Source organism: Vibrio sp. S9_S30, assembly GCF_014694455.1.
In the GTDB taxonomy this organism is placed as follows: Bacteria; Pseudomonadota; Gammaproteobacteria; order Enterobacterales; family Vibrionaceae; genus Vibrio.
This window is the reverse complement of the sequence record NZ_JAAUWT010000012.1, coordinates 75,650-98,844: the sequence shown is the minus strand read 5'-3', so window position 1 is coordinate 98,844 and position 23,195 is coordinate 75,650. Positions and strand designations below refer to the sequence as shown.

The window sequence follows — 23,195 nt, the reverse complement described above, 5'->3', positions numbered from 1 at the left end:
AATGTGCGACGTATCAAGGTTCAGTAATGATACTGCAAGTTGGAAGTACGAAGCTGATTTTAAAAAATGAAGTAAAATGAGTCATGTTGGGCTTCCTATAATAATACCAGTCCTATGGCATTCTTCTTCCCATCTACCAATCGAAGTACCGATTAGTACCTACCCTACACAATGTCACAATCAGCTTGAATGGTCACTGTGCGTATCTCCCAAAACGCTCTTCGAGATTAGCGCGGAGAATATCTTAGATTATTAGGGAGCGCAACGCTTTTTACATTTGACTATTAACAATTATATATGTTGCAAATTATGAACCTTACTCATGAAAGAATAAATTTTTATATTTCAAAACGTTACCAGAAACCACTTCTCATTGTTAACAAGGTTACATTCACACCTTATGTATGGTGTGATTGTCCTGAAAACCCAATTTTTTTACGCTGATATGCATCGTAATTAACACTCAATATGCCAAACCTAATTCCTGTCGTAGTCCATTCTCAATGAAGTTGTGGCGGGACATCGGCACAACCATCACTTTTCTGCCACATTAAGTTCAACTTGAATGGTTTATTTCGACTCGAATGGTTTATTCCGATTTGAATGGTTTATTCCGATTTGAATTGTTGTTTGGCAACTTGGTTAAATACGTTAACCCACTTTTTATCAAACTGAGTTCCCTTGTAATTGTTGATTTCAACAATACAGCGTACCAGTGGCCGTTTAAGTAGAGTGTGATGTGAGCGTTCGTGAGTACGGGCATCAAAGGTATCAACAATACTCAATATTTTCGCGCCGTCAGAAATTTGATCTTGATTTAGGTGATTCGGATACCCCGTTCCATCCATTTGCTCATGATGCTGAAAAATCATGACTGCGGCGTCATGCCATCTGATGGATTCATTCAATAGCAAATACCCCGAATACGGGTGATGGTGCAATATTTCTCTTTCTTCTGTCGTAATGGTGCCTTTTTTGTTCAACATATTTAACGGCATAAACGACATACCAATATCATGCAACATCACAGCAACGGCCAGTTGAGAAGCATCCACAGAGGTGCCCGCTAACTTATTCATTTCTAAACTTAGGAAGAGCTGTCTTAAGGTTCGTCCATGCCAATACTTGCTTCGCTCTTCCAAGGGTTGAACCAAACTTGAGTAAAAACGGATATCATCATCAACCTCGATGCCATAGTTAGACAACATCGTTAAAAGTTCATTTTGATAGCTTTCCCTGTGCGAACCTTTTTCCATTTCTTTCTGTATTGGAGCATCGGTATGCTGCTCAGTTAACTTCGTTGAAGGGTCGAGCAAAAGTAACACATCGTTAATGAGCGCCACCTGCCTTTCGGAGGAAACATCGGCGACCAAACTGATGTCTTCACAAATTTTATTAAGGACTTCTTCGGCTAGAGGGCTTTCTTTCTCGTCTAACCTTGCCTCAACCATTTGTTTCGTTTTGTCTAAAGAAAGGAGAATAACGTCACACAAGATACTGTCGTATTTCAGATGCCCTCTACGAATGTAATCCAGCAAATCTTCAAGACTTTGCAGAAGCGGCGTGATGGACACTAAGCCTATGTAGACTAAGTTTCCTTTGATCGTATGCACGACCCGAAAAAGTCCGTTTAACAAATCAACATCGTCTGGACGCTGTTCAAGATCAACTAAAATAACTTCACATTTTTCATGAGCTTCTCGAAAATCTTGGAAGAAGTCTTCTAACGATTCATATTGAATTTCTTCTTCAGATATTTCTGTTGAGCTTGCCATTGTTTTTACCTGCTATATCCATATCTAATAGCAGTATAGGACACGGATAGATTTATTAAGTTACAAGTGACTAGAAAGGTTAAGTTTTGTCGTGCTTTCACTCATCCGCTTGTCATGAAAATCATCCACAACCACGTCAGCCCGAGTACCAATGACCAAATCAGCACACGAGTTAACCCACCGTAGAAACTTTTTTTCCACTTTTTTGCTGCTGGAACATGCGTTTTCTGTGATCCTGCCAAACGCCTAAGTAGCAGTGCTTTTTGAGCACGCCTTTCGGCGGCTTGATTAGCTATTTCGGTAAATCTATGTCTTTGGTCATTATTAAAATCCTGTTCGGGATTATAATGCTTACTAATATCACTCTGTTTACGAGTTACAGCCATGCTCACCCCCCAGAGATCTAAGAGAAACTTCTCCTCAAATAACTCTAAGACACAATACACCGACTCGCCAACCGATCTAGTCATCCTTCTTACTTTTGGTACAACCAAACTAATGGAACGGTTTTTGGGACAAATAAACCCTATGTGTGGTTTGGTTTTAGGGGGAAATAAGGGTAGGATTAAAAAGCATTTCAATATTAGCTAATTCAAAGGGTTACAAAATTTTATGACTAAAACCATCGCCGAAGAGCTTGTATATGACTTTACTGACGGTTTGACCTTAGTATTGAAAATCGCCCTTAAGCCAAATCAATCTGAGTTCATCAGTTCCACAAAAAAAATGTATACGTTTAAAGATGGCTCTAAGATATTGCTCGATAGAGACGACCCTAAATACCATGAAGTGATTATTTGATATGCTCAATCTGAGTTATTACAGTAACAGGACTTTATTCGATAAAGGCTCAAATTGCACTGAGCCTTCTGCATTTTCAAATCATGTTAAATAACACACTCTTGCGCCACTTTAGCTTGTTCTACACCTTCTTGAATAAGAATGAGCACATCTTGGTTTGCTATAGAGCCCATCACTCTTTCAATCAACTTGTCGGCGGTTAGCTCTGATGATGCTTCAACTAGGCAGCTATACGCATTGGAAATGTGCTCGGTGGCTTGAGCCAATGCCTCAGAGTTATTGAAATCCATATTCATAATTTGTTCAACCGCAGATGTGAGCGCTTGAGCCGACTCTGCTGCATTACCAAATTGTTCGAGATTTAGATCGGCAAAATCCACAACCTTCCACTGTTCTTGGAAATTATCCACAGCGCTGTTTGCCGCCTTTTGCGCTTGGTCGATGGCATTGGTTGCATCTTCACACCCTACTAAGGCAAAAACCAAAACCAATGCCGTCAGGGACTTTTTCATATTACCTCTTAAAAAGCAGAAACTGATTCCATCTCATAGTAATGTGAATCACTCCTTCTAGATAACCTAAGTATCGTAACAAAGTGTTGATATATTCCATTTTCCTAAGAACATTACCCACTACTCGTCCACTTGTAGAATTTACGCTCCTCATCAAGCTTTCTTTGCAAACTTAGTGCTAACCATCATTTCACCGTTCCCATGAACTTTACAGCCCAATTGATGATCTTTACTTCGACGATTTTCCTAATGAACGCTTTAGTACCTATCTTAAGTACCAAAGAGCTGCCTTTTACTTTTAAGTCTTTTACTAACGTTACATTATCTATGTAATTCAGTGAGTTATAACTTCTAATTGTGTGCACATTGTCAGGGAAAATGAATCGTATCAAGCTGACTTGGAGATAATGTGCTTTCATTATGACTGTATATAAAAACAGTAGAGTATTTACTAATGAAATCTGCCTTTCTAAGCTATGTAAAGGAATTTATGCATCTCAGGCATTACGCTATAAGAACAATAGAGGCATATACAACATGGATTGCCCGATATATCCACTTTCATAACATGGCACACCCAGCGAAATTGGGGGATAACGACGTAGCGGCCTTTTTAACTTACCTAGCATGCGATCAAAAGCTAGCGGCCAATTCCCAATCCATCGCTCTCAATGCGTTGATCTTCTTATATAAGGAAATCCTAAAGGTTCCACTGTCCATCGACATAAAATTCAAGCGTTCTGCGATTAAAAAGAAGCTGCCTGTTGTCCTGACAAGAGACGAAGTAAGAAAGCTCTTTCTCCATATCGATCCACCCTATCAGCTGCAAGCACAACTTTTATACGGCTCTGGTTTGAGGTTAATGGAATGCATGCGGCTAAGAGTACACGATATCGATTACCACTATGGGGCGGTCAGAGTTTGGAATGGGAAGGGAGGCAAAAATAGAACAGTAACCTTAGCCAAGGAATTGGAGCCATTTCTAAAATTACAAGAGCAAACTGTTCTGCAATTTTTTAGAAGGGATATGGAAACACCAGGCTATGGTGGGGTGTGGCTTCCACAAGCACTGCATAAGAAATATAACAATGCACCATTTGAATTAAACTGGCATTACTTGTTTCCGTCTGGAAAGCTATCAGTAGACCCTGAGTCCGGCGTACTGAGAAGGCAACACATGAGTGAATCGACTATTCAGAAAACCGTCAGAAAGGCAGCCAAAAGTGCCAATATAGATAAGAATGTCACTTGCCACACTTTGCGGCATTCTTTTGCAACACATTTATTAGAAAGTGGATCTGATATAAGAACGGTTCAGGAGCAGCTAGGACACACCGACGTGAGAACAACACAAATATACACGCATGTTTTAGAAAGAGGCGCAAGTGGCGTCATTAGCCCTTTATCAAGGCTTTAAACGATAGGCAGCTGAATGCTGGTTGCTTTAGCGATGATCAATTTGCCATGAATGATGCTAAAAATGAAAAAAGGAGAGCAAATGCTCTCCTTTTCTTAAACCTTACACTGCAACTTAAAGAGCAGCTTTCGCTTTTTCAACTAGAACTGCAAATGCAGCTTTGTCGAATACCGCGATATCAGCAAGGATCTTACGATCGATCTCGATAGATGCTTTCTTAAGACCATTAATGAAACGGCTGTAAGATAGACCATTCTGGCGAGATGCCGCGTTGATACGTGCAATCCAAAGTTGACGGAATTGACGTTTCTTGTTGCGACGGTCACGGTAAGCGTATTGACCAGCTTTAGTAACTGCTTGGAAAGCTACGCGGTATACGCGAGAGCGAGCACCGTAGTAACCTTTAGCTTGTTTTAGAACTTTCTTATGACGTGCACGAGCTTGTACACCACGTTTTACGCGAGGCATTATGCTTCTCCTAAACTAAACGATTGATAACTAAAAAGAATTAAGCGTATGGCAACATACGAACAACTGCAGCCACTTCACACTTAGGAAGGATTGCATTTGGACGAAGCTGACGCTTGTTCTTCATAGAACGCTTAGTCAGGATGTGACGTTTTGTAGCGTGCTTATACTTAATACCACCAGCAGTTTTCTTGAAACGCTTAGCAGCACCTTTGTTGGTTTTCATCTTAGGCATGATGAAGAACTCCGCATTGTTGAGTTATTAAACAATAGTAATCAGGGCGAATAAAACCCTGCCGTTAACACCTTAATTCAAAGGAAATGCGGCAGGGTTTAATTACTTGTAAGCCGTTAATTACTTCTTCTTAGGGGCAAGCACCATGATCATTTGGCGTCCTTCGATTCGAGTCGGGAAGGATTCCACAACAGCAAGTTCTATTGTGTCCTCTTTCAATCGATTCAAAACGTCAACACCGATGTCTTGGTGAGCCATTTCACGACCACGGAAGCGAATAGTTACCTTCACTTTGTTGCCGTCTTCAAGGAAACGAGTCAGGTTGCGTAGTTTTACCTGATAGTCTCCGACATCAGTTCCAGGGCGGAATTTTACTTCCTTAATCTGAATCTGTTTTTGCTTTTTCTTCTGCTCTTTCGCAGCTTTGCTCTTCTCGAAGAGGAACTTGCCATAGTCCATCACACGACAAACTGGTGGCTCGGCGTTAGGGCTGATCTCTACAAGATCCATACCAGCTTCAACAGCTGTTTCAAGCGCTTCACTAATTGAAACGATACCAACGGGTTCACCGTCGGCGCCTGTAAGACGAACTTCACGAACGCCGCGAATTTCACCGTTTAAACGGTGCTGGTTTTGTTTGGCCGGCTGTTGGCCACGTCTTCCGCCTTTAATAGTTTATTCCTCCAGATTGAGCTTACGGCTAGATACTTCGGCTTGGATGTACGAAATAAAATCATCCACTTTAAATTTACCGAGATCTTTACCTTTACGTGTTCGTACTGCGATTTCTCCGGCTTCCATTTCTTGGTCGCCGCAAACTAACATATAAGGAACACGCTTCAATGTATGTTCGCGGATTTTAAAGCCTATCTTCTCATTTCTCAAGTCCGCTTTAGCTCTAATTCCACTTTTTTGCAGTTTTTGTGCAACACCTTGAACATAATCGGACTGTTTGTCCGTGATATTCATGATAACTGCTTGTTCTGGTGCTAACCAAGTTGGGAAGAAGCCAGCGTATTCCTCGATGAGAATACCAATAAAGCGCTCTAATGAACCAAGAATGGCTCGGTGAATCATTACTGGTACAAGACGTTCGTTATTTTCGCCTACATAAGTAGCGCCCAAACGACTTGGCAGATTGAAATCTAACTGAACTGTACCACACTGCCATGCTCGATCGAGACAATCATGCAAAGTAAATTCAATTTTTGGTCCATAGAATGCGCCTTCGCCCTCTTGAATTTCATATGGAATACCTATATTTTCAAGAGACTGCTTCAGGGCTTCTTCTGATTGATCCCATATCTCGTCACTTCCCACACGTTTTTCAGGGCGAGTAGACAACTTCACTACGATGTTATCAAAACCAAATGTTTGATACGTGTCATAAACCATCTTAATACAGCTCGTCACTTCCTCTTGAATCTGACTTTCTGTACAGAAAATATGGGCATCATCCTGAGTAAAACCTCGAACACGCATAATACCGTGTAATGCGCCTGACGGTTCGTTACGGTGGCAAGAGCCAAACTCTGCCATACGCAACGGCAAATCGCGGTAAGACTTGAGTCCTTGGTTAAAGATTTGAACGTGACCTGGGCAGTTCATCGGTTTAAGGGCGTACTCGCGGTTCTCTGAAGCCGTGGTAAACATCGCTTCTGCGTATTTATCCCAGTGACCAGAACGTTCCCACAGTACGCGATCCATGATAAGGGGACCTTTGACTTCTTGATAGCCGTATTCCGTCAATTTTTCACGAACAAACACTTCTAGATCACGGAAAATAGACCAGCCATTGTGATGCCAGAACACCATACCCGGCGCTTCTTGCTGCATGTGGAACAAGTCCAAATGCTTACCAATTTTACGGTGGTCGCGCTTCGCCGCTTCTTCCAAGCGAGTAAGGTGAGCTTTTAATGCTTTTTTGTCGTGGAATGCTGTGCCGTAGATACGTTGAAGCATTTTGTTGTCACTGTTACCACGCCAGTAGGCACCGGCGATATTCAGCAACGTAAAGTGCTGACAAAAGCCCATGTTTGGTACGTGAGGACCACGACACATATCAATGTATTCTTCGTGATGATATAGACCTGGACGATCGTCACGAGCAACGTTCTCATCCAAAATTTCTACTTTGTACGGTTCGCCACGCGATTCAAACGCATCGCGAGCTTCCTGCCAGCTTACTTTTTTCTTGATAACCTGATATTTGGTTTTCGCCAGCTCTTTCATGCGCTTTTCGATTTTTTCAAGATCGTCTTGCGTTAACGATTCTTCAAGATCAATGTCGTAGTAGAAACCATTATCGATGGTTGGACCGATCGCCATTTTAGCTTGAGGGTAAAGTTGCTTCAGAGCATGACCAAGAAGGTGAGCACATGAGTGACGAACAATTTCAAGACCGTCTTTTTCGTCTTTCGCTGTGATGATTTCAAGGCTCGCATCCTCTTCGATAAGATCGCATGCATCTACACGGTAACCGTTTACACGACCAGCAATGGTCGCTTTCGCAAGACCAGGACCAATGGATTGAGCCACATCTAGAGTAGAAACAGGATTGTCGAATTCGCGCTGACTGCCGTCAGGAAGAGTAATAATAGGCATGTTTATTCCTTTACAGTGGTGTTGCATACCAAGCAACACATGTTTAGTTCACTCGTTGAGATGATTAAAACATCAGGTGAGAGAAATATAAGTATGTATGTACGTTGATCTATACAAATAAAAATCGTTATCTGACAAAGTGCAAATACCGATGCACTTTGCTAAATGAACGCGCAATTCTAACGAATATTGCTTGAAGAAGACAATGATATTTTCCTCATCACTCAGCGATTAGCAACGTTTTTTAGTCACAGAAAAGTATCGCAAGTCATCTAACCATTTCTGTTTTTCACCCTACTCATTAGCACCACAACATTATGTAATTTAAAAACACAAAAACGTTGCCTATCGCACACTTTTTAGGCATTATTGCATCGATTTAAATTTAAACTGAAAATGAGTTACAGAAATGTTATCAAAACTACGCTTTGCCGCAGGTTTCCTGCTAATGATGGCAGTAATGTTTGGAATCACATTATCTAATGCCCTATTCTGGGCTGGCGCGCTGTAAGCCGCACTGCAAAATCAACGGAACTGAGAAAGCCACCTGACAATCACTCTGGTGGCTTTTGCATTTCTATACCCTGAGACAATTCGCCTATTGCTTAGAACACAATGGCTCAGAACACGTTGGCTTCGGACAAAATTCCAAACCACCTTCTACCACCATCACACAATCCATTCCGGCAGCATGGGCAGCTTGTTTGCCAAGCATGGTATCTTCGAACACAACGCAATGCTCGGGCGCCACACCTATCTCCTTTGCCGCGAGTAAAAACGTATCTGGATTGGGTTTATGATTTGCAACATCAGATGCTGTAACAATCGCATCGAAATAGGGAGTCAAAGCCTTGTCATCCAGCATGCGAGAGGCATTTTGCCTTACACTTCCTGTTCCTACGGCCATTTTCTTGCGGCCTAAATAATGTTTCACGATATCGCATGTGTCATCAATAAGATCGCCAAACTCTGCCATGGATTCAAAATGATCCATCTTAGCTTTTGCTACTTTTACCGGATCCAAATCGAGTCCATATCGCTTATTCACTTCTATCGTAATATTTGTACTTGGCATTCCACCCATAGAGGCAATCCACTCACGGTCAAATGGAATGGAAAAGTCTTTCGCTGCTCTCTCCCAAGCGTCTAAGTGAGTTGGCATAGAGTCAATCAGCGTGCCATCCATATCAAATATCAAACCATGGTATCGCTCTAAATCCAATGTCATCTCCTACTCCCACGATGTTTCCGCTACTTAAAATCAACCTCCACTATATACTCAATCAATCTCAAGATGCAGGATTCAATGCTTTATCTTCTGTTTTAGTTCGAGGAATAGAACAATCACCGAGACCGTTGAGCTAAGTTGAAAATGTTCAAACAACAACCATACTCTAAGCATAATGTCAGGATAAGTTAGATAATGATAAATATATCTAGAATATGGTGGGCTTGCTTAACTGTAACATTTGTATTTACGGCTTATTTTTTTCACCAAGCAAGTCAATGGTCTGGGAAGTCTATGCGCCTTTCTGAAAAGAAGGCGTACAACACAGACTTTGTCAAACCCGTGCCACCCTCTACTCCGTTTAATCGAAGCAAAGTCGAACTTGGTTTTCGGCTGTTTAACGATACAAACCTATCATCAAGTAACCAAATCAGCTGTGCCAGTTGCCATCAATTAGAATCGAATGGTGCCGAAAAAACGCGGGTATCTCATGGCGTAAAGGGGTTTGGAGAGCGCAATTCGCCAACCGTATTCAATGCGAGCTTAAACACTCGTTTTTTTTGGGATGGTCGAGCATCCAGCCTAGAGCACCAAATAGATAGCCCCATCCATAACCCTTCAGAAATGAATTCAAACTGGCCGTCCATCGTTAAACGTATCCAAGCCGACGAAAGTTATCAGTCGCTGTTTTCCTCTGCTTATGAAGGTGAAATATCAAAAGAGACCGTGACGAATGCGATTGTCCTCTTTATGAAATCTCTAAACACACCCCATTCTCCTTTTGACCAATTTCTCGAAGGCAACGAGAGTGCTTTATCAACCGTAGAAAAAAGAGGTTGGCTTAATTTTCAAAAATTGGGCTGTATCGCGTGTCATCAAGGTCAAAACTTAGGAGGGAACCTTTTCCAACGGTTTGGAAACATTCAAAACATCACACCAGACCACACTGTGTCGGATCTTGGGCGGTATAACTTAACAGGTAATAACGAGGATAAATACGTTTTCAGGGTTCCCGGGCTTCGTAATGTCGCAACCACCCCCCCCTATTTTCATGATGGTAGAGCCAAAACGTTAGAAGAAGCGATTTTAACGATGGCAAAAGTTCAGCTAGGAATGGAGCTTGATGCGGTAACCACATTAGAACTCAGTGCCTTTCTAAACAGCCTTACGGCACCAAAACCCCCTGTTCTTTTGGAGTTACTTAATGAAAATCGGTAGTAAGTTTAAGGAACTGATGTTAGTCAGCTTACTGACTGTGGTGATGGTGTCTCTGAGTTTCAATCTCTATAAACATTATGTTTACACTCAACTTCAAAGTCACTACAGCTCATTACACCGAAACGTTATCGCACTTCAAGAAAGCCTATTTAGTTTTCAGTTTCGCAGTATCAATCATTACGATGAGTTATCTGACATGTTGGTGCAGACCGAACTTTTTGCTGAAGAATTGAATCATTCTATTCTTGAACACTTTTCGGAAGTACCTCTTATTTTCCAACCTTTTGATGCCAGTGCTTTGGAAAACACGAAAGCAACAGAGCTGAAAGTTAAAGCCTTTGTAAGGGAAAAAGAATCTCTTCTCAGCGCAAACGTCTCACTAAACTACGCAAGAAAAACCATTACTTTGTTACAAGAGACCCTATTTAATCGTTACTCCTCTGCTGCAGAAAAATTGGTTATATCAATGGCGACACAACGCGGCTTTTCCGATAGCCCTTATCCCGAGGGTTCTTCTTTATCACAGGACACTGCCTATCAATCATTGCTTAGCTACGTTCAGCTTCAAGACAGAGTGAAACATCAAATCGAAAGAAAACAGGCCACGTTAACAAGTTTAGGGATATCTGAGCACCTCAAAAAAATCAATGCCTATTGGGCGGGCGAAGTTAGCACCTCTATTGGAAATATTGCGTTTCTTATTTTTGCCATGATCATCATAGTCTGCACGTATGCTCTTTATCGCCAAAAACTGTCTTTTATTGAATTGCTCAAAATGAAGCAGACTGTCATTGAGGCAGAAAAGCAACGAGCCAGCCACGCACTCATCGCTGAGCACGCCAAAGATGCCATCATAGTGACGGATCCAAATGGGTCCGTTACTTGGGTAAACAAAGGGTTTGAAATGCTCTCGGGTTATAGCTTACAAGAAATGATAGGAAAATCTCCAGGCAGTGTCTTACAAGGCAAAGATACCTGCCCTTATTCCGTTCAACGCATTTCCGATGCCATTAAGAACCAAAAAAACATTGAGTCGACATTACTCAACTACCATAAAAATGGAACCCCGTATTGGATAGATATGATCATTACCCCCATTAAGGATGAAGACGGTCATTTAAATTGTTATATCGCAGTAGAACGAGACATCACGAAAAAAATACAGCTTGAAAGAAAACTGGAACAGTCCGTAGAGCAAGCGAACGTTGCAAATGACGCAAAATCTACCTTTTTGGCGACCATGAGCCACGAATTAAGAACACCACTCAATGGCATCTTAGGTATGGCGCAAATCATGCTTAGTGAAACCACCAACCGTGAGCATAAAGAGCAATTAGAGGTTTTGCTGGAGTCTGGCGATCACCTCACTTCACTGCTTGATGATATTCTCGACTTTTCAAAAATAGAACAAAATAAATTAGAGCTGGATGCCGTACCATTCCACTTTAAGCAAATACTGACGCCTATCACCTCAACGTATCAATTACTCTGTGATAACAAGGGAATAGAGCTACAAGTAGACGACCAGATTCCAGATCACTTAGTGTTTCTGGCCGATATTTCACGGATCCGGCAGATAATATTTAATCTAATGAGCAACGCTGTAAAGTTCACCGCTAACGGCCGTGTTCAGCTTCGCTGTATCTGTGAATCAGAAGCGCACAACACGTATGGTTTAACCGTCGAAATAGAAGATTCAGGTATTGGCATTGCGCAAGACCGATTGGAACACATTTTTGATCCATTCATTCAAGCGGAATCCTCGACAACGAGAAATTTCGGAGGAACAGGGCTTGGGCTCGCTATTGTGAAACAGTTAGTCGAGCTAATGGGGGGGACGATTCGTGTATCAAGTAGTCTAGGTGTCGGGACCCGTTTTACTTTCCATATTAGTGTGGAACAAACACAAGATCGCCCAATTCAACATGAGCCTGAAACGAAGCCATTCAAGCCACTTCCTGTTGGGCTAGATATCCTTATCGTTGAAGATAATCCTGTAAATACCATGGTGACAAAGAAATTCTGCTATTCACTGGGTCACAAAGTGTCCACAGCAAAAGATGGCTTAGAGGCAGTAGAACGACTTCAAGAAAGCACGTACGACATCATCATTATGGATAACCACATGCCCAGATTGGATGGTATCGAGGCAACACAGTACATTAGAAATGAATTAAAACTCGATACCATTATATTTGGATGTACGGCGGATGTATTCCAGAAAGCCCATGACCGCTTTATTGATGCAGGGGCAAATTATGTTCTCACTAAACCTTTGCAAAAAAACAGTTTTAACGATGCTCTAGCTGAACATAAATCCATGATCGAGCAAAGAAGAGCAGTTAAGGACAATGTGGTGGACTTGGAACCGTTTACGGTTTCCATGGAGACAAATTCGACTTCCGAATCTGAGATCGATCTGAGTTTTTATATTAACGATGTGTGCGCTGGGGATGTGACTCAACTTATCGAGATAATTACAACGCTTAAAGAATCGATGAATGAGAGCGTAGATGCTTTAGTCGAAGCCGCAGAAACAAAAGACATCGATTCTATAAAACTTCACACCCACACAGTGAAAGGCATAGCCAACAGCCTAAATGCCAACAAAATGTTCAATAAATCAGAGCAAATCTTTCTGATGACAAGCCAAGGGCAGCTCCCCGATCTTTCGGTACTAAAAGAGTTGATTAACTTGCTCAAAATTAACGCCGATCAAACGTCACGTCTATTGAAACAACATTTGGCGGAACAGTCTTGTCAAGGCTCGAGTTCTACGCAACACCAAGATGTTAGGTGAAAAACATGCTACCCTCATCTCCATCTAATTCAGTCAATTCTATCGGCAACACTTGAGAGTCAGGGTTTGATCAAAATATCAAATTCCGTGGTGATTTCATCATGGGAAATACACATAGAAGCCATCAGGGCTCAAGGTGCTGGGGGGCAAAATGTTAATAAGGTCTCCAGTGCCATTCATTTGCGATTCGACATCCACAAATCTGCTCTGCCCGACTTCTATAAAGAACGTCTTTTGCAATTAACAGACCGTCGAATCACCAAAGACGGCATTATTGTTATCAAAGCGCAGCAATTTCGCACTCAAGAGCAAAATAGAGAGGATGCCTATAATCGGCTAGCTGAATTAATTCGCTCGGCGACGGTCATTGATAAGAAAAGGCGGGATACTAAGCCGACATTCTCTTCCAAAATGAAACGTATGGATAAAAAAACACAACGCGGACAAACCAAGAAATTACGTGGCAAAATTTCGTATTAAAAGGCACCACACCCCTGCAAATAGCCCAGCACGCTGTCCGACAATGGGCTTACTTGTCTGGTTTAGGTACACACCGCTTCAATCTTGTTGCCATCCAAATCATGAATGTAAGCGGCATAGTAGGCATCGCCGTATTCTGGTCTTGGACCTGGCTCTCCGGCACACAGACCACCATTTTCAATCGCAACCGCATGAAAAGCCTGCACCGATTCTTCCGTGGGGGCATTAAACGCAATGTGGGTTCCCGTTCCCGATATTGAGTGCTTTCCGCAAATGCACCCAACCCAGAATTCGAAGTTGTCGCCGTAACTTATCGCTTCACCCTCAACAGTGTGAGAACGAGATATCCCCAATGTGGCGAGTACCTTGTCGTAAAACGCAGCCGACTTTTCGACGTTACTCACCCCCACAGAAACATGATTAATGATCATTCACTTACCTAAATAGAAGAAAAACAAAACGGCTACTATTGCTCAGCTCTGCTGGGAAAACAAGCAAAGATGGCGAACTCTACAGCTCGTTTCAAATTGGGCATGTGCGCTTTTCTCTCTTCTTCATGAAAACTTTACTGCTCTTCATAAAAACTGCTCTTCCTAAAAATGGAGCGCTTGACCGTTCTTTATTTGAGCTCTATTCCCTTCTTGCTCATATTGTTTTACGTGGTTAAAAAATATTGCTCACCACTTTGCCACCTGCTTTGAACAAGCGTTTCCCTTGTTTAAGTAAGCCTGCCGATCCTTTCGCCTCATGTCTTTGGCGATTTAACTGAACATTTTTGGCTTCATCACACTTGAGCTGAATGGTCTCTTCCAACTCTAGCAATCCAAACATGAGGTTGTCTTCTGGGATGGCTAAAGGAAGGATTTGATCGAATGGTAATAGGTTTTGATTAAACGCCATCGCCGCTCGTATGGTCATTGATTTTGAGTTGCCGGTATCATTGAGATCATAAGGTGGAGACCAATCCGATGTCGGCTTAAGCTTATCAACTTGGTTCATGACACCAATCAGTTTTGGCTTTTTGAGCGAGATATTTTCAGGTCTCTGATAGAAGGCTTCAAACGCCTTTGCTAACGTCACATCCAATTGGCGGGAAGACTGATTCGCCTTAAGTACCCATAGAACAAGATCGGATTGGGTCATTTGTTTCAGCATTTTTTCAGTGCTTTTCTCGCTCCCATCCAAACCTGGCATATCCACTAATTTCAGAACGTCATCACCCTCTAAATTGCACTGATACACCGCAATACCATCCGTAGTTGGTAGAAGATCAACCTCTGCATTCATTTCATTCGTCAGTGCATTCACCAAAGAAGACTTGCCCGCACTGAGTTGCCCAACCAAGGTAATGCGCACAGGTTCCATTGAAGGTGTTCTACGTTTTTCATCGGCTTTATCAATTTTGCTGGTCGATATTTGATGATCGTCGATTGTGTAGCGACCGCTGTATAAGTCAATACACACTTTCGTGACTTCCTGAAGTAGTGCTCGTTTGGCGTTTCGCTGGAGGTTATCGGATATCTGGTCTGTAATCGAACTCAGCATCTTGCTCCGCACTTCATTCGCAACCGCAGCGGCGGGATTGGTGGCACGTAATATTCGCCAAGCTAACATTCCTCGCTTACCAAGCTTAAGAGCCGTTTCGCCGTACTTATCACTTGCATCGTAAAGCCATTTGATCTGTGACACTTTCACCAAATCTACCGCAGGAACATGTTCATTTAAGACCTTGCGATAACGCCTACTGATCTCTTCCATTAACTGCAAACCTTCAGGCACAGTAAAATCCAGCTCTTTTTTTCCAAAAGACTGAGCGACCATTTCTGCGATGTCAAAACCATGCGCCTTTAACGCCCCCCAATCCTCGTTTTGACTGAGTAAGCGCTCGATAGCTTGATTGCAGCTAGACCATATTTCTTGTTCTGAATCAGACCAATCATCCGACGGTTCAACAAAGTCTTCTGAACTTTCTTTTGACGTGTTCTCATTGGATTTCTTCCAAATGACACGAGGGATGAAAACCATCAAAGCGGATATCAGCAGTACCATGGCTAATGGCACCATGTACCCATTCTCTATCACAACATATAGACCCAATCCACTCAAAACCAAAAGAGGGAAAATGATGCCCATCAGCGAGACGGCAACCAGTCCACCAGCATACCGATTTAAACTCTTTAACCCTTTTTTAACTCTCGTCATCGCTTGCGACCCTTTTGCCTTTTTTGAACGCGTCTTTGTACAATTGCTGCATGATTTCGCTGCTCACTGCTTCACCTTTGCTTTTGTGGTAAAAGTAATAACATGCTGCACGTCCTAGCCCATAGGTGGTGGCAAAGCTAATGGCTGCCGCCGCGACAGCACCAACAGTTTGCCCAAACCCTGGGATCAACTTAACCAACTGCCTGGCTCCAAGCTTCACGCCATATTGAACACCAAAACTTGTGCCCAATGTGCCAATCAATTCACTAAACGTCCTTTTGCTCCATTCCACGCCATATTGATTGGCCAAACTATGGAGCATTTTGGCTTGAATTGCTGGTACAGAAACTAACCCAACCGCGGGCACTAAGTCTGAAGCGCTCGCGCTGCCTGCATACCAAAGCACTTCATTTTCTAACTTATCAAAATTCTCTTCTTCCAAAGACGAGAACACTTTGTCCCTCACCGTTAATCCCACAATCGGTAGCATTTCAGATAATGTATTGATCATCTCATCGAGATGGAAGTCATGCTCAGAGTCGCATTCAAAATCCACATCGATGGATGGCAGCTTTTTACCCCAAGCCTTTTCAAACTGCGTTTGATTATGCGACATCATTCTCGCCCCATCCTCTTTTCCAACTAGATTTACAGCGGTATGGACAACAAGGACGTGTTTGATATTTGACTGTTTGCGGATTTGCTTTAATGCATCCAAAACTGAACGTTGTTCAGGTTCATCAATCTTTGCGACAACCAACAAAGCATGACCTTTCTTGGCACAAATACTGATGTCATCTTTTGGATCGTATTCCGCTTCTCCTAATCCACGAGTATCCAAAAATCGCAGTACAGGCTTATCTTGCGGAAAGTCATAAGAAGAAGACGTCATAGTGCACGGCGCAAAACCATTACCGACTTCCACAGAGGTCAACCCTGTCAATGCTTGGATCAACGAGGACTTACCTGCTCCGGTTTTTCCGAGCATCCACAACGTAGGAAGGTGAGATTCTTGATAGTCGAAGGCAGAGGAGAGATCGGGGTTTTTCCCCGGATTAATAAAGTCTTTGATTGAATCAAACATGGTAAGCCCAGACTAAAGAAAAACATGCTGAATAGATTACCATAGAGAACATTCAAATTAACAAAATGGCAAACCGTTAACTTGACTGCTCTAAAATGCACACACCACAAGAAGCCCAATTAAGGGCTTTTTGACCGTGGCATGATTCCGACAACCACACTTAGCGGTTGAAACTCACTCCGAGAATCAACGCCCTATCGTTGTCATTTTTAATCTTTTGTTTCTTCTATCGCTTCACCCAATGCATTAATTAATGCGTCGAGTTCTCTGTCGGTTGTTTGGAATGGCACGCCAAGCTGAATGGTGTCACCACCGTAACGAACGTAAAAGCCCTTTTTCCAACAAGACATGGCGATTTGGTAAGGTCGTAGTAACGGTTGCCCTTCTTTGGCAGCAAACGTAAGCCCAGCCGCCAACCCAAAATTTCGAATGTCTAACACAGAAGAATGGGCTTGGAGGCTATGAACTTTCTGTTCAAAGCTAGGTGATAGGTCACGCACATGAGAGAGCACACCTTCTTGTTCAATCACATCCAATGTAGCCAAAGCAGCAGCACACGCGATAGGGTGTGCGGAATAGGTGTAGCCATGGGGCAATTCCAGCAGGTACTCCGCTCCCCCCGACTCCATAAATGTGTCGTAAATAGGCTGAGATGCCACTACCGCTCCCATAGGAATGGCGCCGTTAGTGAGTTGCTTGGCAATCGTCATTAAATCGGGGGTAACGTCAAATAATTCAGCGGCGCTGTTTGCACCCATTCGCCCAAATCCGGTAATCACCTCATCAAAAATCAGTAAGATGTCGTGCTGGGTACACAACTCTCTTAAGCGCGCCAAATACCCTTTCGGGGGAGGTAGCACACCAGCGCTCCCAGCAATGGGTTCGACAATCACAGCAGCAATGTTATCTGCGCCATGCAGCAGCACTTTTTCTTCCAATTCATTCGCCAATGAAGCCCCAGTTTCTGGAAGCCCTTTCGAAAAACGGTTCTCTTCCAATAGCGTGTGAGAAAGGTGATCACTCGCCAGCCCTTCACCATAAAGGCTTCGGTTAGCACCAATGCCACCAACACTGATTCCACCAAAGTTCACACCATGGTAACCTTTGGCACGTCCAATCAATTTTGTCTTACTCGCTTTACCTCGTTTCTTCCAATACGCTCGTGCTATCTTAAGAGCCGTATCAACCGATTCAGAGCCAGATCCGGTAAAGAACACTCGGTTCAAATTGTGTGGCATCATCGAAGCAATTCGCTCTGCCAGTTCAAATGCTTTTGGGTGACCAAACTGAAAAGCGGGTGAATAATCTAGATGCGCCGCTTGCTTTGATATCGCTTCTGTAATCTGTGGATGGCAATGACCCAACCCACAAGTCCATAACCCCGATAAGCCATCGAACACCTTGCGTTTTTTGTCATCCGTATAAAATCGACCACTGGCAGATTGGATGATTCTGGGTGCTCGTTTGAACTCTCGATTCCCTGTAAATGCCATCCAATGCGCATCCAATTGGTGCTGGGGTATTTTACTGTCGTGAGAAGATTGAATGTCCATATTCTTATCGCCTTATTGATTACACTCTTATCGCAATGTATTACTCCGATTACGCAACTTAAATACAGAGTTAGTTACGCCAAGTTAACTTGAAAGTTACGTAACTCTTTCTCCCCTCTGAAGCACACCCTAACGCCTCTTGAATAGGGCGATAGGGTGTAAAACTTTTCGTTGAATCAGCCACCTTTAAGTCTTTACTTCCGTTGATAGTGTTCTAAATGGTGCTCGCCTGTTTTAACTCACTGTATCTTCTTTGAAAACCAAAGACTTACGCAGTAACGGCATTACAATAAGTGCACTTAATGTGAGTGCTGAAATCGCAACAATATTCACTATCGATAAGCCAAAGGTCGGCAACATTGCCCCTACAATAAGCGGCCCCGCCGTGAGCCCAGCGCCTAATGCAGGAATGCTTAGAGCAACGGCACGACCTGATGGATCCACATCCGCCACGACGGCAAACAGATACGGAGCGCAGTAATTCCAAAGAAAATTAAAGACAGAAGCCAAATATAAAAACGGCATAGCACTGAGCTCGCCTTGCAGAAGGATGGCTACACCTATCTGGACGCTAATGGTGAGTAGAATGGGAAACAATCGCCCAAATTTTTCAGCTTGAACGATAGCGCACGCAGCACCGGCTAGACCGGCCAAGCCTATTGTCCCAAGCAACTCCCCCATTTCATGACCTTCGATCCCGCCTTCTTCGGCGATGACCTCCAAAAAGGCCCACACAGCATTCTCACCTGCGTAAAAAAAGAACATGGTTAAAATGGAGAGTAAAATAACGAGGTTACACAATGAAGGGGGATTCGGTAACGATGAATCTGAAGCAATAGAAATAGCCCACTTTTGTGTCCAAATAGGTGCGGTAATTAACACCACTGCACACGCCCCAACGAGTACGTAAAAAATGACATTCACGCTGCCAACCGATGCGATGATATCTGGGAACAAATAAATGCCCAACGCACTGAATGAAAGCTGCGCAAACAGCAAATACGCAAACGCTCGATCACTGTTTTGCGCCTTGCTCAGTGCAATATTGATAATGGCCGCCAAACTTCCGCTTCCTAACCCACCGATCACTCGTACCCACATCAACATCTCATAACTGTGGGCATGACCGCTAGATACGTACGCGCTTACTAGGTTTCCGACGATCATAGCCCAGAGCGCGACGAATACGATTTTAGTCCATTGGATATTCTTTAAACTCAGCGTTGCCAATAGCCCTCCGACGGCAAAGCCGCCTAATTCTGCTGACAGTAAAAAACCCGCTTGATCAACCGCCATGCCGGTTTCAACCAACCCGCCGACGAAGACGGGGGCAACCAGAAAAACGAAAGCCGGTAAGACACCTGCGCACGCAAGCATGATTATTGATGGTAAGTTCGGGGGTTGTATTGAGTTATTCATTACACTTCTCTCTTCATTCCTTTGATAAATAGGTGTGTTAGGTTTAGAGACCGTCAACTAAACGATCGTGCTTCTTAAGAAGTGAGCGCAATGTTTGATGATCAATTTCTTCAAACACCAATCCTTTGGGCTTCACGCTTAATGTTGTTTTCGCTGCCATCATGGCATTCAAAATGGCCTCTTCAACCGCCTGCACTGTTGCCATATAAAATTCGTCTAAGTAGTGCTCATTCACATGCTGTAATGGGAGAATCGCATCGGCAACCGTTCCACAACTGAACGGCATGCCATTGTCATTAGCCGTCGAAAAGGCAAGGAAGATATCACCAGAATAATGACCGCCTGAGGTTCCTGTGCGACCCAAACCAATCGCCGCCCTCTTCGCCAGACTTTGAAGTTGCAACGGCAGTAATGGGGCGTCCGTTGCAATGGTCACCACGATGGAACCCGTGTCTCTAGCATCGCTGTCCATTGCTTGCAGGATTGGGCAGTTGTCATTCAGATATCGTCCTATCGGGACCCCAGCCACAGTAAATTCATGCCGCAAACCAAAATTGGACTGAACAAACACACCCACGACAAATTCATGTCCGGGGATCCGCACCAAACGCGATGAGGTTCCCGACCCTCCTTTGAATTCGTACGTTTGCATGCCCGTTCCCCCGCCGACATTGCCTTCTTCTATCGAACCGGACTGTGCTCGGTTGATCGCATCCAACACATCAGCCTCAGTGACAAATTGAGCCGTAATGTCATTCATAAAGCCATCATAGGTCTCCGCCACTACGGGCATTGCCCATGCGTGCCCCTCTTTGAAGTGCGTGCTATAAGTATTCATCATCCAGCGGGTCGCTGCGTGGTGCACCATACCGACAGAGTGCGTATTCGTCATGCAAATAGGACCAAGGAAATACCCTGCTTCATTGATCCAGTGTGTGCCCGTCATTTCTCCGTTTCCGTTAAGATCGTACTGCCCAGCCCAGACAGGGCTCGGAGACGTGCTTTTCCCTCTCGGCAGAATAGCGGTTACGCCCGTACACATTTTTTGCAACGGATCAATCAAGGTGGTGTACCCAACTTCAACGCCTTTTACATCAGTAATGGCATTAAAAGTTGAAGTTTTGCCTTCTAATGGAATACCCAAGTCACGGGCGCGAGGAGTCGGAGCGTGTCGAGATGTTTTGGAGTTAGAACGAATTACAGCCATGAAACCTTCTCTTAGTTTACGTACTTAAGAATAAGCTGCGAAATTTACAACTTATTAACAACTAAAGTTAAGATAAAGGGGTCGGTAGTCGCTGTATTGACTTGAAGTGACAACTTAATGGCATGTGAGTGGTATGCGGTTATTTTGGGGAAAACAACGCTCGATACTGGGTAGGGGTGATCCCGTGCCAGCGTTTGAAAGCTCGATCAAAGGCAGCAAGCTCTGAGTAGCCTAAGGTTAAAGCAATATCAATCATCGATAGCTTAACTTCATGTAGCAACTGACATGCAAAATGACGCCGCACGTTGTCCACCAGATAAGAAAAACTTACATCATGATCCGCTAGTCTGCGCTGAAGTGTACGGCGGCTCATGCACATGTGTTCAGCTGCTTTATCAATTTCGCACTCCTCATCAGACAACAGTTGAAAGATAACGTCTTCAAGCTCTTGAAAGAAAGACAACGTTTCGGATTGCTGCTCGATTTTTTCAGTCAGATTACTGCACATAATGTCATACAAGCGTCGATCTGATGCGGCAATCTGTGCGTCTAATACGCGGTTTTCGATGGTAATAAAATTGAATGGCTGTTCTGCCAGAAACAAGGACTGAGTCTTCTCACTGATGTTTCGCTTACGCTGGCTGTGCGTTAAGCCAATCCGCACAGGGCTCCAGTCTGGGTTGCATAAATACTGTATGAGACGGATAAAAAAGCCTAGCGACATATGGGTATCATGCACCGATGCCAAGCCATCAGAATTCACGCGGTAACATAAATCCATGCAATCGGGATGATGAAGACTTGGTCTTAGGAAAACTTCGGTGTGGCTTTGAACCAATTGAACGTAGTCGCAGGTGACCGATATGGCCTCTTTGAGGTACGTCGAATTGACAATCGCATACCCCATGATTCCCATGTTACGAAAATCAAAATCTTGATAGATATCCCAGCCAAAGTCAGGGTTTCTCGTCAAGGTTTCTACCCGATTAAGGAACTGATAAAAGTCGCTTAGATAGAGATAATTTCCGTCTCCCAAATATTGGACGGCTTCCCCTGGTTCAGGCAAGAGATCATCAGAAACCTCTTCGTCTAACGTGCGAAGATAGGCCAAAACCTGATCAGAAAAGATTCTCGAAATCGTACCTGAAACCATGAAATTCTATTATTGCTTAAACAGCCTTTATTTCTAACACAAGCACCCTTGCATTTAAACGAAAAGCGTGAATCAGAATGCCCACTTAGCAACACTCACTTGTTAAGCGCGAGCAAAAACGTTTCTAACACTAAATTTGCCCGACGCTCTTTTCGAGTAATGGAGGCAAAGGGCTGAGAATAACCGTATTGCATAGGTAATATGGCTTTCATTACACCGTCATCGACCCACCTTTGGGCAAAATGATCGGGCAGGTATCCTAAGTACTGTCCTGTGAGTAAAAGAAACGCGATGCCTTCCCTGTCAGTCGCTGTGGCTGAATTTTTCATAGAGTTATACAACGCCTGAATTTTTGGGGTTTGAGCATAGGCAGGAATGACGGCATCCCATTCGGCAAAATCCACTGATTCAACGTGTTCTGAGAACATTGGGTGCCCTAAGCCACAAAAAAGCAATGATGTCTCATTATACAAAGGTTCATACTCAAGCCCAGATAACGTACGAATATGCGGAATCATTCCTACGTGCAAAGTCCCATCCAGAACCCCTTTTTCGACGTCATTCGGTGGGATCATCCGGATATTAATCATCACATCGGGTCCGGCTTTTTTGAGCTCGGCAAGAGCATTGGTGATGCGCATTTCGGTCATCGAAACCATGTTGTCCGTAATGCCAATGTTTAACTCACCGACCAGATTCGAATGCAAAGTATTAATCTGAGTCTTAAATTCTTCCAATGACGCCAGCAATTGAAGCGCGTATTGGTAAACCTGCTGCCCTTCATCTGTCATAGAAAAACCCGACCGTCCACGATGGCACAGCTTAAACCCTAATCGGACTTCTAGATCGGCCATGGCCGTACTGATGGCGGCACGGCTGATATTGAGCGCGACTTCCGCGGCTGAAAATCCACCCGATTCCACCACACAACGAAAAACACGCAATAAGCGCAAATCGATGTCACTGAGTTGACCCGTTAGCGATTTCCTTTTCATGAAGACTGTCCGTTATTTCGATGCGTTGATTGCCATAAGGAGCC

General features: G+C 43.5%; 21 protein-coding genes and 1 pseudogene. 5 read left to right on the top strand and 17 right to left on the bottom strand.

Annotation, left to right across the window (positions count from 1 at the left end; genetic code table 11):
- Positions 1-608 precede the first annotated feature (608 nt).
- Positions 609-1,775, bottom strand: coding sequence for an HD domain-containing phosphohydrolase (locus HC752_RS15255; RefSeq protein WP_190336030.1), 1,167 nt, complete (start codon positions 1,773-1,775; stop codon positions 609-611).
- Between the two features lie 101 nt (positions 1,776-1,876).
- Positions 1,877-2,161, bottom strand: coding sequence for a hypothetical protein (locus HC752_RS15250; RefSeq protein WP_190336029.1), 285 nt, complete (start codon positions 2,159-2,161; stop codon positions 1,877-1,879).
- 226 nt (positions 2,162-2,387) lie between these two features.
- On the opposite strand from HC752_RS15250, the gene HC752_RS15245 reads away from it, so the two are divergent.
- Positions 2,388-2,576: a hypothetical protein gene (locus tag HC752_RS15245; protein ID WP_145997889.1), complete on the top strand. Its 189-nt coding sequence runs from the start codon at positions 2,388-2,390 to the stop codon at positions 2,574-2,576.
- An 86-nt stretch (positions 2,577-2,662) separates the two neighbouring features.
- On the opposite strand, the gene HC752_RS15240 is transcribed toward HC752_RS15245, so the two are convergent.
- Complete coding sequence (locus tag HC752_RS15240; protein WP_190336028.1) at positions 2,663-3,088, bottom strand: hypothetical protein; 426 nt, start codon at positions 3,086-3,088, stop codon at positions 2,663-2,665.
- A gap of 153 nt (positions 3,089-3,241) precedes the next feature.
- Positions 3,242-3,414 (bottom strand): annotated as a pseudogene (locus tag HC752_RS15235) (PhnA domain-containing protein); the annotation flags it as partial.
- A gap of 128 nt (positions 3,415-3,542) precedes the next feature.
- Here HC752_RS15235 and HC752_RS15230 point away from each other — a divergent pair.
- Positions 3,543-4,505 carry an integron integrase gene (locus tag HC752_RS15230; RefSeq protein WP_190336027.1) on the top strand — a complete coding sequence of 321 codons (963 nt, stop codon included), beginning with the start codon at positions 3,543-3,545 and terminating at the stop codon, positions 4,503-4,505.
- A gap of 114 nt (positions 4,506-4,619) precedes the next feature.
- Here HC752_RS15230 and rplT read toward each other — a convergent pair whose 3' ends face one another.
- The 5 genes from rplT to HC752_RS15205 all read right to left on the bottom strand — a co-directional run bounded on the left by rplT (position 4,620) and on the right by HC752_RS15205 (position 9,040).
- A complete protein-coding gene (gene rplT, locus HC752_RS15225; protein WP_004401084.1) occupies positions 4,620-4,973 on the bottom strand; it encodes a 50S ribosomal protein L20 in 354 nt (117 codons plus the stop codon).
- 40 nt (positions 4,974-5,013) lie between these two features.
- A complete protein-coding gene (gene rpmI, locus HC752_RS15220; protein ID WP_190336026.1) occupies positions 5,014-5,208 on the bottom strand; it encodes a 50S ribosomal protein L35 in 195 nt (64 codons plus the stop codon).
- 120 nt (positions 5,209-5,328) lie between these two features.
- Positions 5,329-5,880 carry a translation initiation factor IF-3 gene (gene infC, locus HC752_RS15215; RefSeq protein ID WP_190336109.1) on the bottom strand — a complete coding sequence of 184 codons (552 nt, stop codon included), beginning with the start codon at positions 5,878-5,880 and terminating at the stop codon, positions 5,329-5,331.
- A gap of 3 nt (positions 5,881-5,883) precedes the next feature.
- Positions 5,884-7,812, bottom strand: coding sequence for a threonine--tRNA ligase (thrS, locus tag HC752_RS15210; protein ID WP_190336025.1), 1,929 nt, complete (start codon positions 7,810-7,812; stop codon positions 5,884-5,886).
- Between the two features lie 598 nt (positions 7,813-8,410).
- Positions 8,411-9,040, bottom strand: a complete 630-nt coding sequence (locus HC752_RS15205) for a beta-phosphoglucomutase family hydrolase (protein WP_190336024.1) — start codon at positions 9,038-9,040, stop codon at positions 8,411-8,413.
- A gap of 294 nt (positions 9,041-9,334) precedes the next feature.
- On the opposite strand from HC752_RS15205, the gene HC752_RS15200 reads away from it, so the two are divergent.
- The 3 genes from HC752_RS15200 (at position 9,335) to arfB (ending at position 13,538) form a co-directional block, all read left to right on the top strand.
- Entirely contained in the window at positions 9,335-10,258 is a 924-nt protein-coding gene (locus HC752_RS15200) for a cytochrome-c peroxidase (protein WP_238930531.1), read from the top strand.
- The gene (locus HC752_RS15195) at positions 10,245-13,058 is read left to right on the top strand and encodes an ATP-binding protein (protein ID WP_190336022.1); all 2,814 of its coding nucleotides are present in this window, start codon (positions 10,245-10,247) and stop codon (positions 13,056-13,058) included. Before HC752_RS15200 ends, HC752_RS15195 begins: the two co-directional genes overlap by 14 nt.
- Positions 13,059-13,124: 66 nt before the next feature.
- Positions 13,125-13,538 (top strand): alternative ribosome rescue aminoacyl-tRNA hydrolase ArfB, encoded by a 414-nt coding sequence (arfB, locus tag HC752_RS15190; protein ID WP_190336021.1) that lies wholly within the window; start codon positions 13,125-13,127, stop codon positions 13,536-13,538.
- Positions 13,539-13,600: 62 nt separating this feature from the next.
- Here arfB and HC752_RS15185 read toward each other — a convergent pair whose 3' ends face one another.
- From HC752_RS15185 to HC752_RS15150, 8 genes are all read right to left on the bottom strand, one after another.
- Entirely contained in the window at positions 13,601-13,969 is a 369-nt protein-coding gene (locus HC752_RS15185; RefSeq protein WP_190336020.1) for a VOC family protein, read from the bottom strand.
- A gap of 232 nt (positions 13,970-14,201) precedes the next feature.
- Complete coding sequence (locus tag HC752_RS15180) at positions 14,202-15,740, bottom strand: GTPase family protein (RefSeq protein WP_190336019.1); 1,539 nt, start codon at positions 15,738-15,740, stop codon at positions 14,202-14,204.
- The gene (locus HC752_RS15175; RefSeq protein ID WP_190336018.1) at positions 15,727-16,824 is read right to left on the bottom strand and encodes a YcjF family protein; all 1,098 of its coding nucleotides are present in this window, start codon (positions 16,822-16,824) and stop codon (positions 15,727-15,729) included. Before HC752_RS15175 ends, HC752_RS15180 begins: the two co-directional genes overlap by 14 nt.
- Before the next feature lie 209 nt (positions 16,825-17,033).
- Positions 17,034-18,377, bottom strand: a complete 1,344-nt coding sequence (locus HC752_RS15170) for an aspartate aminotransferase family protein (protein WP_190336017.1) — start codon at positions 18,375-18,377, stop codon at positions 17,034-17,036.
- Positions 18,378-18,611: 234 nt separating this feature from the next.
- Positions 18,612-19,796 (bottom strand): hypothetical protein, encoded by a 1,185-nt coding sequence (locus HC752_RS15165; RefSeq protein ID WP_190336016.1) that lies wholly within the window; start codon positions 19,794-19,796, stop codon positions 18,612-18,614.
- A 43-nt stretch (positions 19,797-19,839) separates the two neighbouring features.
- A complete protein-coding gene (locus tag HC752_RS15160; RefSeq protein WP_190336015.1) occupies positions 19,840-21,003 on the bottom strand; it encodes a DmpA family aminopeptidase in 1,164 nt (387 codons plus the stop codon).
- 139 nt (positions 21,004-21,142) lie between these two features.
- Positions 21,143-22,156, bottom strand: a complete 1,014-nt coding sequence (locus tag HC752_RS15155; RefSeq protein ID WP_190336014.1) for a helix-turn-helix domain-containing protein — start codon at positions 22,154-22,156, stop codon at positions 21,143-21,145.
- 95 nt (positions 22,157-22,251) lie between these two features.
- Positions 22,252-23,151 (bottom strand): LysR family transcriptional regulator, encoded by a 900-nt coding sequence (locus tag HC752_RS15150; protein WP_190336013.1) that lies wholly within the window; start codon positions 23,149-23,151, stop codon positions 22,252-22,254.
- Between the last annotated feature and the right edge of the window lie 44 nt (positions 23,152-23,195).